This window comes from Streptomyces anandii JCM 4720, assembly GCF_014650655.1.
Taxonomy (GTDB): domain Bacteria; phylum Actinomycetota; class Actinomycetes; order Streptomycetales; family Streptomycetaceae; genus Streptomyces; species Streptomyces anandii.
In genome coordinates this window covers 72,117-86,415 of sequence record NZ_BMVJ01000007.1, presented here as the reverse complement: position 1 = coordinate 86,415, position 14,299 = coordinate 72,117, and the positions used below count along the sequence as shown (strand labels likewise).

At 73.5% G+C, this 14,299-nt stretch carries 13 protein-coding genes; 3 read left to right on the top strand and 10 right to left on the bottom strand.

Translation table 11 applies throughout. The annotated features are described in order from the left end of the window. Both IE249_RS14845 and IE249_RS14840 read right to left on the bottom strand, forming a co-directional pair. The coding region (locus tag IE249_RS14845; RefSeq protein WP_229858499.1) for a TerD family protein at positions 1 to 1,172 on the bottom strand (1,172 nt) is incomplete at its 3' end. A gap of 141 nt (positions 1,173 to 1,313) precedes the next feature. Continuing rightward, positions 1,314 to 1,910: a M48 metallopeptidase family protein gene (locus tag IE249_RS14840; protein WP_189705291.1), complete on the bottom strand. Its 597-nt coding sequence runs from the start codon at positions 1,908 to 1,910 to the stop codon at positions 1,314 to 1,316. A gap of 255 nt (positions 1,911 to 2,165) precedes the next feature. Here IE249_RS14840 and IE249_RS14835 point away from each other — a divergent pair, with 255 nt between their 5' ends. Continuing rightward, on the top strand, positions 2,166 to 3,395 hold the full coding sequence (locus tag IE249_RS14835; protein ID WP_189705290.1) for a TOMM precursor leader peptide-binding protein: 1,230 nt from the start codon (positions 2,166 to 2,168) through the stop codon (positions 3,393 to 3,395). Then, the gene (locus IE249_RS14830; RefSeq protein ID WP_189705289.1) at positions 3,388 to 4,770 is read left to right on the top strand and encodes an ABC1 kinase family protein; all 1,383 of its coding nucleotides are present in this window, start codon (positions 3,388 to 3,390) and stop codon (positions 4,768 to 4,770) included. Before IE249_RS14835 ends, IE249_RS14830 begins: the two co-directional genes overlap by 8 nt. A 34-nt stretch (positions 4,771 to 4,804) precedes the next feature. Here the strand turns inward: IE249_RS14830 and IE249_RS14825 are convergent, their stop codons facing one another. From IE249_RS14825 to IE249_RS14805, 5 genes are all read right to left on the bottom strand, one after another. Next, positions 4,805 to 5,014: a hypothetical protein gene (locus IE249_RS14825; RefSeq protein ID WP_189705505.1), complete on the bottom strand. Its 210-nt coding sequence runs from the start codon at positions 5,012 to 5,014 to the stop codon at positions 4,805 to 4,807. 149 nt (positions 5,015 to 5,163) lie between these two features. Then, positions 5,164 to 5,487 (bottom strand): putative WhiB-interacting protein, encoded by a 324-nt coding sequence (locus IE249_RS14820; protein WP_189705288.1) that lies wholly within the window; start codon positions 5,485 to 5,487, stop codon positions 5,164 to 5,166. After that, positions 5,484 to 5,852 (bottom strand): WhiB family transcriptional regulator, encoded by a 369-nt coding sequence (locus IE249_RS14815; RefSeq protein ID WP_189705287.1) that lies wholly within the window; start codon positions 5,850 to 5,852, stop codon positions 5,484 to 5,486. The genes IE249_RS14820 and IE249_RS14815 overlap by 4 nt, the downstream gene beginning before the upstream one ends. Before the next feature lie 173 nt (positions 5,853 to 6,025). After that, positions 6,026 to 6,337: a hypothetical protein gene (locus IE249_RS14810; RefSeq protein ID WP_373304394.1), complete on the bottom strand. Its 312-nt coding sequence runs from the start codon at positions 6,335 to 6,337 to the stop codon at positions 6,026 to 6,028. A 177-nt stretch (positions 6,338 to 6,514) separates the two neighbouring features. Beyond that, on the bottom strand, positions 6,515 to 8,806 hold the full coding sequence (locus tag IE249_RS14805; RefSeq protein WP_373304389.1) for an ATP-dependent DNA helicase UvrD2: 2,292 nt from the start codon (positions 8,804 to 8,806) through the stop codon (positions 6,515 to 6,517). 119 nt (positions 8,807 to 8,925) lie between these two features. Here IE249_RS14805 and IE249_RS14800 point away from each other — a divergent pair, with 119 nt between their 5' ends. Next, a complete protein-coding gene (locus IE249_RS14800; protein WP_189705284.1) occupies positions 8,926 to 9,168 on the top strand; it encodes a mycoredoxin in 243 nt (80 codons plus the stop codon). A 101-nt stretch (positions 9,169 to 9,269) separates the two neighbouring features. Here the strand turns inward: IE249_RS14800 and nudC are convergent, their stop codons facing one another. From nudC to IE249_RS14785, 3 genes are all read right to left on the bottom strand, one after another. Beyond that, positions 9,270 to 10,214: an NAD(+) diphosphatase gene (nudC, locus tag IE249_RS14795; protein ID WP_189705283.1), complete on the bottom strand. Its 945-nt coding sequence runs from the start codon at positions 10,212 to 10,214 to the stop codon at positions 9,270 to 9,272. A 154-nt stretch (positions 10,215 to 10,368) separates the two neighbouring features. Beyond that, the gene (locus IE249_RS14790; protein WP_189705282.1) at positions 10,369 to 11,772 is read right to left on the bottom strand and encodes a dipeptidase; all 1,404 of its coding nucleotides are present in this window, start codon (positions 11,770 to 11,772) and stop codon (positions 10,369 to 10,371) included. Positions 11,773 to 11,782: 10 nt separating this feature from the next. Beyond that, a partial coding sequence (locus IE249_RS14785) for a 3'-5' exonuclease (RefSeq protein WP_229858496.1) occupies positions 11,783 to 14,299 on the bottom strand: 2,517 nt, incomplete at its 5' end.

The following is a 14,299-nucleotide window of genomic DNA, read 5'->3' as shown; positions in this document are numbered from 1 at the left end:
ACCGGCTGTCCGCCCATGCCGAGGTCGGCGCGGATCAGCTTGCCGTTCTGCAGCGTCCAGCGCTGGCCGGTGGGCGTCTCCTTGAACTGACTGAGCGCGGCGGCCACGCCGGTGCCCTGAGGCGCGCCCTGAGGGACACCCTGCGGGGCGCCGTACGGAGCGGGCGGGGCCTGGCCGGGGACCTGACCGTAGGGCTGCTGGCCGTATCCGGGAGGCGGGGCGGGCTGGCCGTAGCCGGGCGGCGGGACCGGGGCCTGGGGCGCGGGCGGCTGCCCGTAACCGGGCGGCGGGGGCGCGCTCGGGGCCGGGGGCTGGCCGTACGGCGGGTGCTGGCCGGGCCGGCCGTAGGGCGCCGGGGCCGGGGCGGGCGGGGGAACCGTGCCGCCGGGCGGGGTCATGGGCGCGACGATGGTCGGCGCGGCGTGCACCGAGGGCGTGGGTACCGCGGGCGAGGGCGGCGGGGTGGCCGCGGGCGGCGCGAAGCCCTGCGGGGCGGGCTGCGGCGCGGGCGGCGGCGTGGGAGCGGCCGGTGCCGAGGGGGCGCCGAAGGCCGGCGGCGCGGCGGACCGGGCGGGCGGGGCGAAGCCGGGGGCGCCGCCGGTCTGCGGCTGCTGCGGGGTCGCGGCGGGGTCGGGGGTGTTCTCCTCCAGGACCTCGCCGCCGAAGTTCTTCAGCAGCGCGTCGAGGCCGCCGTCGAAGCCCTGGCCGACGGCCGCGAACCGCCAGACGTCCTTCAGGTAGAGGTCGCCCAGCATCACGGCCCGTTCGGTGGTGAACTCCGAGCCGCTGAACGAGTACCGGGCCACCTCCTCGCCGCCCGCCACGATGCGCAGGTATCCGGGGCCGATCCGGGACATCTGCCCGTCACCGTCGATCGTCGCCGTGAAGGACAACTTCTGGACGGTGGGCGGGATCCGGTCCAGCGTGACCCGGAAGGACTCCGTGTCCCCGGCCTGGGCGCCCAGGAGCTGGACGGCCTCCTCGGGGGACTTCGGCTGGTTGAAGAAGATGAAGTACCGGTCGTCCGACAGCCGTTCGTCGGCGTCCAGGCCGAAGCAGCTGATGTCGAAGGTCAGTCCGGGGGCCGAGATCTGCACACCGACGTACAGATCCGTGCCCGCGGTCAGGTCACTGATCCTGGCCTTGTGGCCGCGTTGGAATTCCCTGGGCATGCGTAACGACCGTCCCCCATCCCGAGTGCGAGTGCGTCGCGCCAGGCTAACCGCAAACTCCGACACCGGACGAAGTCGGTACGAAGCCGGTACACAATCCCCGCCCGGCCGTACCGGGCGCCTGTCGGCCGCGCGGTCCGGTCACTCGGCGCGGGCGCCGGGCAGTTGGGGCAGGCGGGCCGCCGCGACGACGCCCTCCAGATAGCCCCTGGCCCGTTCGGTGCGCGGATAGGCCTCCAGGAGCCGCCAGAAGTCGGCGCCGTGGCCGGGCACGAGCAGATGCGCGAGCTCGTGCAGGAGGACGTAGTCGACGACGTACTCGGGCATGCCCTGGAGGCGGTGCGAGAGGCGGATGCTGCCCTCCGCCGGCGTGCAGGACCCCCAGCGGGTGTTCTGGTTGGTGACCCAGCGGACCGAGGCGGGCCGGGCCCGGCCGTCGAAGTACTGCTCCGACAGCCGCCGGGCGCGCTCGGCCAGCTCGGCGTCGCCGAGGGTCCGCCTGCTCTCCTGGGCGGCCAGCTTGTCCAGCATGACGGTGACCCAGCGCCGCTCCTCCGCCTCGGACATCCGGGCGGGAATCAGGACGATGGTGCGGTCGCCCTCGCGGTAGGCGGAGACGGTCCTGCGGCGGCGGGCGCTCCTGCGGACCTCGATCGCGCTCGCCGTCGAGCCGCTCGGCGGCGGGCTCGTCTTGCTGCGCTGTGGCGTTCCGGCGCTGTGCAGTGGGTCGGCGGACACGCCCCGACGTTACCGGGTGCACCCAGGAGAAGTCGCGGGTCCGGGACGGTTCCGTACCGAGCCCCCACCGGGCGTTTGCTTCGTACGACCGATTGTTACGACGAGTATGACGATCATCCACTGCCTGTGGACAACTTTCCGCACCGGCCGGCCGGGCCGTGCATCCTGGCACTCGACGGCGGAGCGACGACCGGCTCCACCGGCACATGAGGACCTTCTGCGACCTTCCGACTCTCTACGGCTACGGGGGCCCGTATGCATCCGATGGTGAAGAGCGCGCTCCGGCGCGCCTGGCGCGACCGCAGCACCGTGCAGTTCGGGATGACCCCCGCGCACGCGCTGACCGTGGGCCCGATGGACACGGCTACGGGCCACTTCCTGGAGTTGCTCAACGGCACGCGCGGCCTGCCCCTGCTCCGGCAGGAGGGGCACCGCATGGACCTGCCGGAGGGCCACGTCGACCACGTCGTGCGGGGGCTGGCCCGCGCGGGGCTCCTGGACGACGCACGGGGAGGCGGCGCGGCGGCCTCGGCCCTGCGCGAGAAGCGGGAGGTCATGGACCGGCTGGCCCCCGATCTCGCCTCGCTCTCCCTGGTCGCGCGCGGGCCGGGCGAGGCGATCGGGCGGCTGGCCGCCAGGCGTGAGCTGCGGGTGCGGGTCCGCGGCGCCGGCCGGGTGGGCGCGGTGCTTGCCGCGCTGCTGTCCGGCGCGGGCGTCGGCGAGGTCGAGGTGCTCGACGGCGGCTGCGTGGAACCGTGGGACGTCGCTCCGGGCGGGCTGCCCGCCGAGACGGTCGGCGAGCGCAGGGACGCGGCGGCACGGCGCGCGGTGCGGCGGGCCGCCCCGGACCGTCCGGTGCGCCGCGGGCCGGGCCCGGAGCCGTCCGGGACCGGCGAGCCGGGCTTCGCCCTGGTGGTCCTGGCCCCGCGGGACGACCTCGCCGTGCACGCGCCCGACCCGTCCGCGAACGCCGGCCTCGTCGAGTCGGGGACCCCGCACCTGTACGCCGGTGTGGTGGAGGGCACAGGCGTGGTGGGTCCGCTCGTCCTGCCGGGCGGCACGGGCTGCGCCGGCTGTCTGGACCGCGGCCGCGCCGACCGGGACCCGGCCTGGCCACGGCTGGTGGCGCAGTGGCGCTCGGGAAGACAGCGCGCCGTGCGCCCCTGCGACCTGGCGCTCGCCACGACCGTCGCCGGGCTGGCGGCCGCGCACGCCCTCGCCTTCCTGGACGGCGGGCTGCCGTCCAGCGCGGGCGCCCGCTGGGAGGTGTCCGTGCCCGGGCTGGAGTGGCGCTCGCGCCCGGTGCGGCCGCACCCCGCCTGCCCGTGCGGGGCGGCGAAGGAGGGTTCGCGGGAAGCCGTGGGCAAACACACCTCCGAGGAAGCGGGCCGACGCGCGACAATGGCGGAGCAACGGCCGTCACCCACGCCATGCCGGCAGGCAGACGCGGCGCGGCTTGCTGGGACTTGGAGGGCGCATGTCTGATCTTCCCCGGAAGGCGGTCACCCGGACCGCCAAGCTCGCCGCGCTCCCGCTCGGTTTCGCCGGGAGAGCGACCTGGGGACTCGGCAAGAGGATCGTCGGCGAATCCGCGGAGATCGTCGGCCGCGAGCTGCAGCAACGCACGGCCGAGCAGCTGTTCAAGGTGCTGGGCGAGCTCAAGGGCGGGGCGATGAAGTTCGGGCAGGCGCTGTCCGTCTTCGAGTCGGCGCTGCCCGAGGAGGTGGCCGGGCCCTACCGGGCGGCGCTGACCAAGCTCCAGGAGGCGGCGCCGCCGATGCCGACCCGCACCGTGCACGCCGTGCTGGAGGAGCGGCTCGGAGCAGACTGGCGCGAGCTCTTCCAGGAGTTCGAGGACAAGCCCTCCGCCGCGGCCTCGATCGGGCAGGTCCACCGCGCGGTCTGGCACGACGGGCGCGAGGTGGCGGTCAAGGTCCAGTACCCGGGCGCAGGCGAGGCCCTGCTGTCCGATCTGAGTCAATTGAGCAGGTTCGCCCGGCTGCTGGGTCCGCTGATCCCGGGCATGGACATCAAGCCCCTGATCGCCGAACTCAGGGACCGCGTCTCCGAGGAACTCGACTACGGCCTCGAGGCCCAGGCCCAGTCCGCACACGCGCGGGAGTTCTCGGACGACCCCGACGTCGTCGTCCCGGCCGTGGTGCACCAGCGCGAGCAGGTGCTGGTCACCGAGTGGATCGACGGCGTCCCGCTGTCGGAGGTGATCGCGGACGGCACTCAGGAGCAGCGCGACCGCGCCGGCCAGCTGCTCGCCCGCTTCCTGTTCTCCGGTCCGGCCCGCACCGGTCTGCTGCACGCCGACCCCCATCCGGGCAACTTCCGTCTCCTGCCCGGCGGTCCGGACGGCGCGGAGGACTGGCGTCTGGGCGTGCTGGACTTCGGCACGGTCGACCGCCTCCCCGGTGGTCTGCCCGGCCCCATCGGCGAGTCCCTGCGCATGACGCTGGACGGCGAGGCCGAGGCGGTCTACGAACTGCTGTGTGAGGAGGGCTTCGTCAAGGAGTCGATCGACCTCGACCCCGACGCCGTCCTCGACTACCTGCTGCCGATCATCGAACCTGCCCAGGCGGAGGAGTTCACCTTCACCCGGGGCTGGATGCGCAGCCAGGCGGCCCGCATCGCCGATCCCCGCTCCCCCGCCTACCAGCTGGGCAAGCGGCTCAACCTGCCACCGGCCTACCTGCTGATACACCGGGTCACCCTCAGCACGATCGGCGTGCTGTGTCAGCTGGGGTCCACGGTGCGGTTGAGGGAGGAGCTGGAGGAGTGGCTGCCGGGGTTCGTACCGGACCCGGAGAGCGTGGAGCCGGAGGAGCCGGAGGAGTCGGTCGTCGAGGCCTGACCCGCGCGGGCAGGGCGCGGGAGGAGGGCCGGGTCTACCACCAGGCGGAGTCGAGCCGGCCCTCGATGGCGCGCAGGTTCTCCCGGGAACAGGCGTCGCAGAAGTAGCGGCGGACGCCGTTCTCCACGGAGCACGTCCAGGTGGGAGGCGGGCCCTCGGCCCGGTTGCCGCAGCGCGCGCACACCGCGGGCGGGCGCTGCCGCGTGGAGTCGTCGTGGTCGTGGCCGCCGGAGGGACTCGTCACCAGGCAGACGATACCGCCGCCCGGTGGAGCGCCCATCGCAACGCACCGTGGGGGCCGGCCCGCTCGTCGCGGGCCGGCCCCCACGGGGACTGTTGTACCTGCCGCTTGTCTCCCGGCGAGGGGAGATCACCGCTGGGCGGTGCGGTCGGTTACTGCATGACCGCCATGGCCAGGGCGCGGCGGGCGCGGCGCGAGGCGCGCTCGGCGCGGCGCTGCATCCGGCGGGCGGCCAGCAGACGCACGGCCTGGCGTTGCTCCTCCGCCTCGCGCAGTCGCTCGTGCATATGGGCACGGGCCAGGGCTTCTGGGATGAGTTGCATCTCTCGGGTCCTGTTCTGACGCGAGTCGTTCGCGCCGGTGGTGGTGACGTCTTCGGTCGCGGAGCCTGCGGGCTCGCTGGTGGACGGCTTCATCGGGGCCTGCTTCTCGGGGTCGTGCGTGAGGGGGCGGTCGATCGTTCCTGCGGTGTTCATGCCGTGACCGGGTTCTTGCGCGGGCGGCCACGCGGCCGCTTGCGGGCGACGACAACACCCTGGACGAACAGCTCGCCACCCCAGACGCCCCAGGGCTCGCGCCGCTCCTTGGCACCGGCGAGGCAGGCCTCGATCAGCGGGCAGGTGCGGCACAGGGACTTGGCGTACTCCACGTCCGCCGGCGACTCGGCGAAGAAGACCTCCGGGTCGTAGGAGCGGCACGGGACGGGCACGCCGAGGTTCTCGATGGCGTCGTCGAGCGCGGTGAGCGCGGTGAGCGGGATCAAGGCGGGGTCCTCCGTGAGACCGGGCTTGGGGATCGTGTCGGAAGGCGGTACGGACGGGGCGTGCGCTTCGAGTTGCACGGTTCGTCTTCCTCGTCTGGTCGGTCCGGCCGGGTGGGCCGGGTGTCGGCTGGGTACCGGGTCTTTTCTTGTCCCGAGGCTCCTTCGCTCCGTTCTCCCGCTCAGGGAAAACAGAAGGGCCGCGGATCCCGGATGGGGTTCCGCGGCCCTGAAGGCGCCGGCCTGATCGGCGATCAGGCTGGATCACTCCAGGGTTCTGGCCCACGGAAGGCCCACATCAGGTGGTGCTGCGTCGTCTGATTCCGGTTTCCGGCACCGGCCGCCGCGAAGGCATAGGCCTGCGCCTGTGCCTCTACTGCTGCCAGTGCCTTGGTCGGTCGCTCATCGCGCTCACGGACGGGAAGACCCGCGGGAGCCACGAGGGACGCCGGACGCACGGCACGGATGCCGGACAGACCGGTGCCCTGACCGAAGACGCCGAGCATGCACAGGGAGACGACCGAGCGATCGGTCATTTTGGCGGTGCTGACGGAGCTGCTCTTCATGCTGATCACTTCAATCGCCTCCTCTCGGCGTCCAGGGGGACCGGGTGTGAGCCGGTCCGCGTACGGGTATGAAAGTACAACACGGAATCAGGGCCTCAGGAAGGCCGCTGTTCCCGTGACCAAGAACCTATGGGGATTCCCGGGGCGTACGCAAACTATTTTTTCGACGAGTTGGCATCAGTCCTCGTCCTCTTCCTGACCGGGCCACCCACCTGCGCAGATGGCCAGGACATCGGCCCCGTAGCGGTTGAGCTTGCGTGTCCCCACGCCGGGGATCCGCGCCAGCTCCCGGTCGTCGTCCGGACAGGCCTCGGCGATCGCCATCAGCGTCTTGTCGGTGAAGACGCAGAACGCCGGCTGCCCGCTGAGCCGCGCCTGCTCCGCCCGCCACTCGCGCAGCCGCTCGTAGAGCCCCTCGTCCATGTCGGAGGGGCAGTCCTCGCAGCGCATCAGCTTCATCTCGCCGGCGTCGGTGAGCGTACGGCCGCAGACCCGGCAGCGGGCCGGCACCCGCCGGGTGCGCCGGGGTGCCGCGCCGAGGCCGGCAGCGGGTGCGGTGAAGCCGCGCTCGACCCCACCGGCGCCGGCCGCCTGCGCGCGGGCGGCGAGGGCGGCCGAGCCGGGCCGCAGTCCGTCCAGGAAGCGGCTGGGGCGTCTGCTGGGGCGGCCGCCGGGCGAGCGGGACAGCGACCAGGAGACGTGCAGTTGCTCGCGGGCGCGGGTGACGCCGACGTAGAGCAGGCGGCGCTCCTCCTCGATCTGCTCGTCGGTTCTGGCGTAGGTGATCGGGATCATGCCTTCGGCGACGCCGACCAGGAAGACGGCGTCCCACTCCAGTCCCTTGGCGGAGTGCAGTGAGGCGAGGGTGACGCCCTGGACCGTGGGGGCGTGCTGGGCGCCGGCCCGCTCGTCCAGCTCGGCCACCAGATCGCCCAGGGTGGCGCCGGGGCGGGCGGCGGCGAAGTCCTGGGCGAGACTCACCAGGGCGGCGAGCGACTCCCACCGCTCCCGCACGGCACCCGATCCGGCCGGGGGCTGCGGGCTCCAGCCCTCGCCGGACAGCACGGCCCGCACCTGGGACGGCAGGTCGACGGCGTCGTCCAGCAGCGAGTCGTTGCCGCCGAAGCGGGCGGCGGCCCGCAGGGCGATGCCCGCCTTGCGCACCTCCGGACGGTCGAAGAAGCGCTCGGCGCCGCGCAGCTGGTAGGGCACTCCGGCGTCGGCGAGGGCCTGCTCGTAGGTCTCGGACTGGGCGTTCGTCCGGAACAGGACCGCGATGCCGCTCGCCGGGACACCGGAGGCGATGAGGTCGTGGATGCGGCGGGCGGCGCCCTCGGCCTCGGCGGGCTCGTCGGTGTACTCGGTGTAGACGGGCTCCGGGCCGGGGGCGCGCTGGGAGACCAGTTCCAGCCGGTGGTCGGCGGCCCGGCCGCTCGCCTGGGCGAGCAGTCCGTTGGCGAGGTGGACGACCTGCGGGGTGGAGCGGTAGTCGCGCACCAGCTTGACGACGGTGGCGCCGGGGTGGCGGGCGCGGAAGTCGAGCAGGTGGTCGGGGGTTGCTCCCGTGAACGAGTAGATCGTCTGGCTGGCGTCACCCACCACGCACAGGCTGTCCCGCTCCCCCAGCCACAGCTCCAGCAGGCGCTGCTGCAGCGGGCTGACGTCCTGGTACTCGTCCACCACGAAGTGCTGGTACTGGGCGCGGACCTGCTCGGCGATGTCCTGACGGCTCTGCAGGATGCCGACGGTCAGCAGCAGCACGTCCTCGAAGTCGATGACCGAGCGGTCCCGCTTGAGGTCCTCGTAGACGGAGTAGAGCTGGGCGATCTCGGCCGGGTCGCGCGGGGCCTCGCGGCCGGCCTTCGCGGCTGCGAGCGCGTAGTCGGCGGGCACGGTCTGGGTGACCTTGGACCACTCGATCTCCGCGGTGACGTCCCGCAGCTCGCCCCGGTCGAGGCGGATGCGGCAGGCGGCGGCCGCGTCGGCGACCAGTTGGATCTTGCGGTCGACCAGCCGGGGCAGGCTGCCGCCGACCGCTTTCGGCCAGAAGTACTGCAGCTGGCGCAGGGCGGCCGAGTGGAAGGTGCGGGCCTGCACGCCCGGCGCGCCGAGCTGGCGCAGCCGCCCGCGCATCTCGCCGGCCGCGCGGTTGGTGAAGGTGACGGCGAGCACGCTGGAGGGCTGGAGGATGCCCGCGCGCACCCCGTAGGCGATGCGGTGGGTGATGGCCCTCGTCTTGCCGGTGCCGGCTCCGGCCAGCACGCACACCGGACCGCGCAGGGAGGTGGCCACCTCGCGCTGCTCGGGGTCGAGCCCTTCGAGCACCGCGTCGGCAGAGTCCGGGACCTGCGAGAAGAGCGGGGAGTGCGTTGCTGCTGTCACACCGCCATGCTGCCAGGTCGGCGGAGACGGGTGAGCCGGTTGTCCACAGGCGGGCCCCTGCGGTCGTACTAATGCGGCAGGCGTCACGTGCCGGGGCGGCAGGCGTCACGCGGGCCGGATACCCCCGGAGGGAATGCCGGGCCCATCGCGTACGTTCCTCCCAAGCGACGATCCTGTCCCCGACCCGCCGAAGGAGCGCGAGAGACATGCCGGGCACTGTGACGATGTACAGCACCACGTGGTGCGGCTACTGCCGCCGGCTCAAGAGCCAGCTGGACCGCGAGGGCATCGCGTACACCGAGATCAACATCGAGCAGGACCCGGAGTCCGCGGCCTTCGTGGAGAAGGCGAACAACGGCAACCAGACGGTTCCGACGGTGCTCTTCCAGGACGGCTCCACGCTCACCAACCCGTCGCTGGCCCAGGTCAAGCAGAAGATCGGCGCCTGACGCCGGTCATCGCCGACAGGCCGGACCAGAAGGGAAGGCGGCTTCCGGGATCGCTCGGAAGCCGCCTTCTCGCTGTCCCGCTCCGTCGCCTTCCGCGACGGTCAGACGAAGCCGCGCGTCGGCAGCGGCTCGCCGTACCAGAGCTCGATGAGCCGGGCCGCGATCGAGATGCCGTAGGGAGGGAGCACCTCGCCCGACTCGAACGCCGCGCCCAGCTCCTGACGGGAGAACCAGCGGGCCTCGTGGATCTCGTCGCCGTCCACCTCGATGTCGGTCGAGGTGGCGCGGGCCATGAAGCCCAGCATCAGGCTGGACGGGAACGGCCAGGGCTGGCTGGCGACGTACTCGACCTGGCCGACGGCGATGCCGACCTCCTCGTGGACCTCCCGGCGCACCGACTGCTCGATGGACTCACCGGGCTCGACGAAACCGGCGAGCGTGGAGAAACGGCCCTCGGGCCAGTGCACCTGGCGGCCGAGGAGGATGCGGTCCTCGTCGTCGGTCACGGCCATGATCACCGCTGGGTCGGTGCGCGGGTAGTGCTCGGCGCCGCAGGCCGGGCAGCGGCGGATGTGGCCGGCGGCGGCGATGACGGTGCGCTCGCCGCAGCGGGAGCAGAAGCGGTGCAGGCGCTGCCAGTTCTCCAGGGCCACCGCGTGCACCATCAGGCCGGCGTCGCGGGGCGACAGCAGCAGGCCCGCCTCGCGCAGGCCGGCCGGGCGGGCGGACTGGTCCATGCGGCCGGGCAGGGAGTCCTTCTGGAGCGCGAAGTAGCTGACGCCTTCGGCGTCCGTGCCCAGGAAGTAGCGGTGCGCCTCGGTGAGGGGTGCCTCGAAGGACGGGGTCATGACGAGTTCGGTACGGCCGTCGGGCGTCTCGTCGATGAGCACCTGGCCGCCGGAGACCACGAAGCAGCGGGTGGTGGGGTGGCTCCAAGCCGCGGCGAGCCAGGCCTCGTCGAGCCGGTGGTGGGCGGCGCGGTCGATCCCGCTGGGCGCGGTGAGTGAGACGGGCCGGTCGGCGGTGTGGTCGGTCCAGGTGGTCACGGGTGCTTCCAACTCCCCCGGTGCAACGGTTGTTTTCGGCGGCGGTTCGGCGGGACGGACGCCGGGCGGCGACCTGTTCCGGCGGGGCGTGGAGGTGTGGGACGGCCCTTCCAGTGTGCCCCGCGCGGGTGCGGCCCCGGACGGCGGCCGTGTCTCAGGGCGCTTCGGGCCAGTGCTCGGCGAGGTCACCCCACAGATGGGCGCTGGTCTCGACGCCCTTGAGGAGAAGGTCCAGCTCGACCTTCTCGTTCGGCGCGTGCCAGCCGTCGGAGGGCACGGAGATGCCCAGGAAGAGCACGGGGGCGGCGAGGACCTCCTGGAGGTCGGCGGCCGGTCCCGAGCCGCCCTCGCGCGTGAAGCGGACGGTGGTGCCGAAGGCGCGGCCCATGGCACGGACCACGGACTGCAGGGCCGGGTGGTCCAGCGGGGTCAGACAGGGGCGGGTGGCCGAACCGAAGACGATCTCGCAGCGGATGCCGGCGGGGACCTGCTCGGCGGCCCAGGCGCGGACGGCCTTCTCGATGTGGTCGGGGTCCTGGCCGGCGACCAGGCGGAAGGAGAGCTTCACCATCGCCGTGGAGGGGATGATCGTCTTGCTGCCGGGGCCCTGGTAGCCGCCGCCGATCCCGTTGACCTCGGCGGTGGGGCGGGCCCAGATTCGCTCGAGGGTGGTGTGACCGGCCTCGCCGTGGGCGGCGTGGGACTTGGCGGTGCGCAGCCACTGCTCCTCGTCGAAGGGCAGCTCGGCGAAGAGTTCGCGCTCCCGGTCGGTGAGTTCGACGACGCCGTCGTAGAAGCCGGGGATCGCCACGCGCGCGTGCTCGTCGTGCAGGGCGGCGACGAGGCGGGCGGCGGCGGTGGCCGGGTTGGGCACGGCGCCGCCGAAGGAGCCGGAGTGGATGTCCTGGTCGGGCCCGTACAGGCGGATCTCGCACTCGGCGAGGCCCCGCATGCCGGTGCACACCGTGGGGGTGTCCCGCGACCACATGCCGGTGTCGGACACGATCACCGCGTCGGCCGCCAGGCGCTCGGCACGGCTCTCGACGAGCCCCCTGAAGTGCGGGGAGCCGGACTCCTCCTCGCCCTCGATCAGCAGCTTGAGGTTGACGGCCGGGGCGGTCCGGCCGGTGGCCGCCAGATGGGCACGGACGCCGAGTGTGTGGAAGAACACCTGGCCCTTGTCGTCGGCGGCCCCGCGCGCGTACAGACGTCCCTCGCGGACGACCGGCTCGAAGGGGTCGCTGTCCCAGCCGTCCTCGCGGGCGGCGGGCTGGACGTCGTGGTGGCCGTAGACGAGAACGGTGGGGGCGTCCGGGTCGTCGGAGGGCCACTCGGCGAACACGGCCGGGGCCCCGGGGGTCTGCCAGACCTCGGCGGTGGTGAAGCCGGTCTCCTCGAGCTTGGCGGCGAGCCAGTCGGCGCTGCGCCGTACGTCGGGCGCGTGGTCGGGCTGGGCCGACACGGAGGGGATGCGCAGCCACTCGGCGAGGTCGTCGAGGAAGGCGGTGCGGTGCTGCTCGATGTACGTGCGGACGGCGCTGTCCGGGGTCTGGCTCATGCTCCCGAGCCTATCGGCACTCGGTGCCATCCCGTTCGGGCGGTTCGTCACACCGCGGCCCCGCCTGAGGCTCCTGGAGCAGCAGCCGCTCCAGCGCTGCCCTGCCGGGCAGCTCGCGCGGGCGCACGACCTCGCCGGTGCGCACGTACACGAACGCGGCCGTGACGCGCTCCGGTGGCACGCCCTGCTGCTCCGCCCAGGCCAGCCGGTACACGGCGAGCTGGAGCGGGTCGGCGGTCTGCGCGCGGCCGGTCTTCCAGTCCACGATCTCGTACGACGCCTCCTCGCCCTCGCCGTCGCGGTAGACGGCGTCGATGCGGCCGCGCACCACCCGTCCGGCGATCTCCAGCTGGAAGGGCGCCTCGACGCGGTAGGGGGTGCGGTGGGCGTACTCGGTGCGCTCGAAGGCGTCCTTGAGGATCTCCAGGTCGCGTTCGTCGGCGATCTCGGCGTCGGTGCCGGGCAGTTCCCCGGGCTCCAGCATGGGCAGGGTGAGCTCCTCGAAGCGTGTCTCGACCCAGGCGTGGAAGCGGGTGCCGCGGCGCGCGGCCGGCTGTGGTGGGCGCGGCATGGGGCGCGCGAGTTCCCGTGCGAAGCCGTCCGGGTCTGCGGCCAGGTGCAGCAGCTGCGAGGCGGTCAGCGCGGCCGGCAGGGGGACCTCGGTGACGCCCCGGCGGGTGCGGCGCAGCTCGCCCGCGAGCACGTCCAGGTCGCGGTCCCAGGAGGCGACGGCGCGGGCCTCCTCAGGGGTGAGCGGCTCGGGTGCGGCACCGGCTACGGGTGGCCGGGCGGTGGGGGGTTCCGGCGGGGCCGCCTGGTGCGGGACCTTGGGACGGCCGGTCGTCCACTGGTCCCGGTCCCCGGTGTCCTCGTCGTGCTCCGCGTGCTCGTCGCCGTCGTACGCCTCGTGTCCGTGGTACTCGTCGCCGTCGCCGTACGCCTCGTGCTCGTCGTACTCGCCGCCCTCGTCGTACTCGGGTGGCGCGGGCCAGTCCGGGTCGTCGTGGGCGTCCGGGTCGTGGGCGGGGCGCGGACGGCCGTCCGCGCGGGTCGTCAGGGCCAGGTCCTCCAGGTGGGCCAGGACGGTCGCGGCTGCGGCGCGACGGCGGGCCAGGGCTGCCTCGTCCAGGGGCAGGGGCCATGCCTGGTCGGCGGTGGTCCGGCGCAGGGCGGGGTTCTCCTCGTCCTCCCCCGGTTCGTCCGCCCAGGCCTCGATCTCGCCGTGTCCGGCCGCGCAGTGGTCGTGGAGAGCCTGGAGGAAGGCGGAGGGGCCACGGGGCCTCTTCTGGCTCGGGCCCCACCAGTGGCCGGAGCCGAGGAGCAGGGAGCGCGGGCGGGTGAAGGTGACGTAGCCGAGGCGGAGCTCCTCGGTGTGCTGGTGGTCCTTCATGGCCTCGTGGAAGGCCTTCATGCCCCGCGCGTCCCACGCGTCGATCGCGGGCAGGGTGCCCGCGTCGCCGCGCAGCGCGTGCGGGAGCACCTTGGCCTGGGCGGTCCACTTCTCGCGGCCCTGTCCGCTCGGGAAGGTGCCGGTGACCAGGCCGGGGACGGCGACGACGTCCCACTCCAGGCCCTTGGACCTGTGGGCGGTGAGCACCTTGACGGTGTTCTCGCCGCCGGGCAGCGCGTTGTCGAGGCCCTTCTCGTACTGGACGGCGGTGCGCAGGAAGCCGAGGAAGGCCAACAGGGTGGCCTCGCTCTCGTTGGCGGCGAAGGAGGCGGCGACGTCCAGGAAGTTGGACAGGGTCTCGCGGCGGCGGGCGGCCAGGGCGTGCGGGGACGCCGAGAGTTCGACCTCCAGGCCGGTGACGGCGAGGACGCGGTGCAGTACGTCCATCAGCGGATCGGACAGGGAGCGGCGCAGGTCGCGCAGCTCGGCGGCGAGCCGGGCGAACCGCACGCGCGCGTCGGCCGAGAACGGCAGCCCGTCGTCGTCCCCCTCTCCGTCCAGCGGTGTCTCCAGGAAGGTGTCGAGGGCGTCCGCGAGCGAGATCACCTCGGCCGGGTCCACGCCCTCGACGGCCTCCGCGAGCCTGCGGTCGGGGTCGTCGCCGGCGTCCACGCGCGCGTGCGCGACGAGCCGCCTGGCCCTGCGGCCGAGCAGCGCCAGGTCGCGCGGGCCGATGCGCCAGCGCGGGCCGGTCAGCAGCCGAACCAGCGAGGCGTTGGCGCCGGGGTCCTGGAGGACCTCGCAGACGGCGACGAGGTCGGCGACCTCGGGCAGGTGCAGCAGTCCGGAGAGTCCGACGACCTCCACGGGGACGTCCCGCGCGACCAGGGCGCCCTGGATCTCGGCGAAGTCGGTCGCCGTACGGCACAGGACGGCGATCTCGCCGGGCGCCTTGCCGGTCGCCACGAGGTGGGCGATCGAGTCGGCGATCCACTCGATCTCCTCGGCGTGCGTGGGCAGCAGCGCGCAGCGCACCACGCCGTCGCGCTCGGCGCCGGGGGCCGGGCGCAGCGCCTCCACGCCCGCGTGCATCACGCGCAGGGGCTCGGCGAGGCCGTTGGCGAGGCCGAGGAGGCG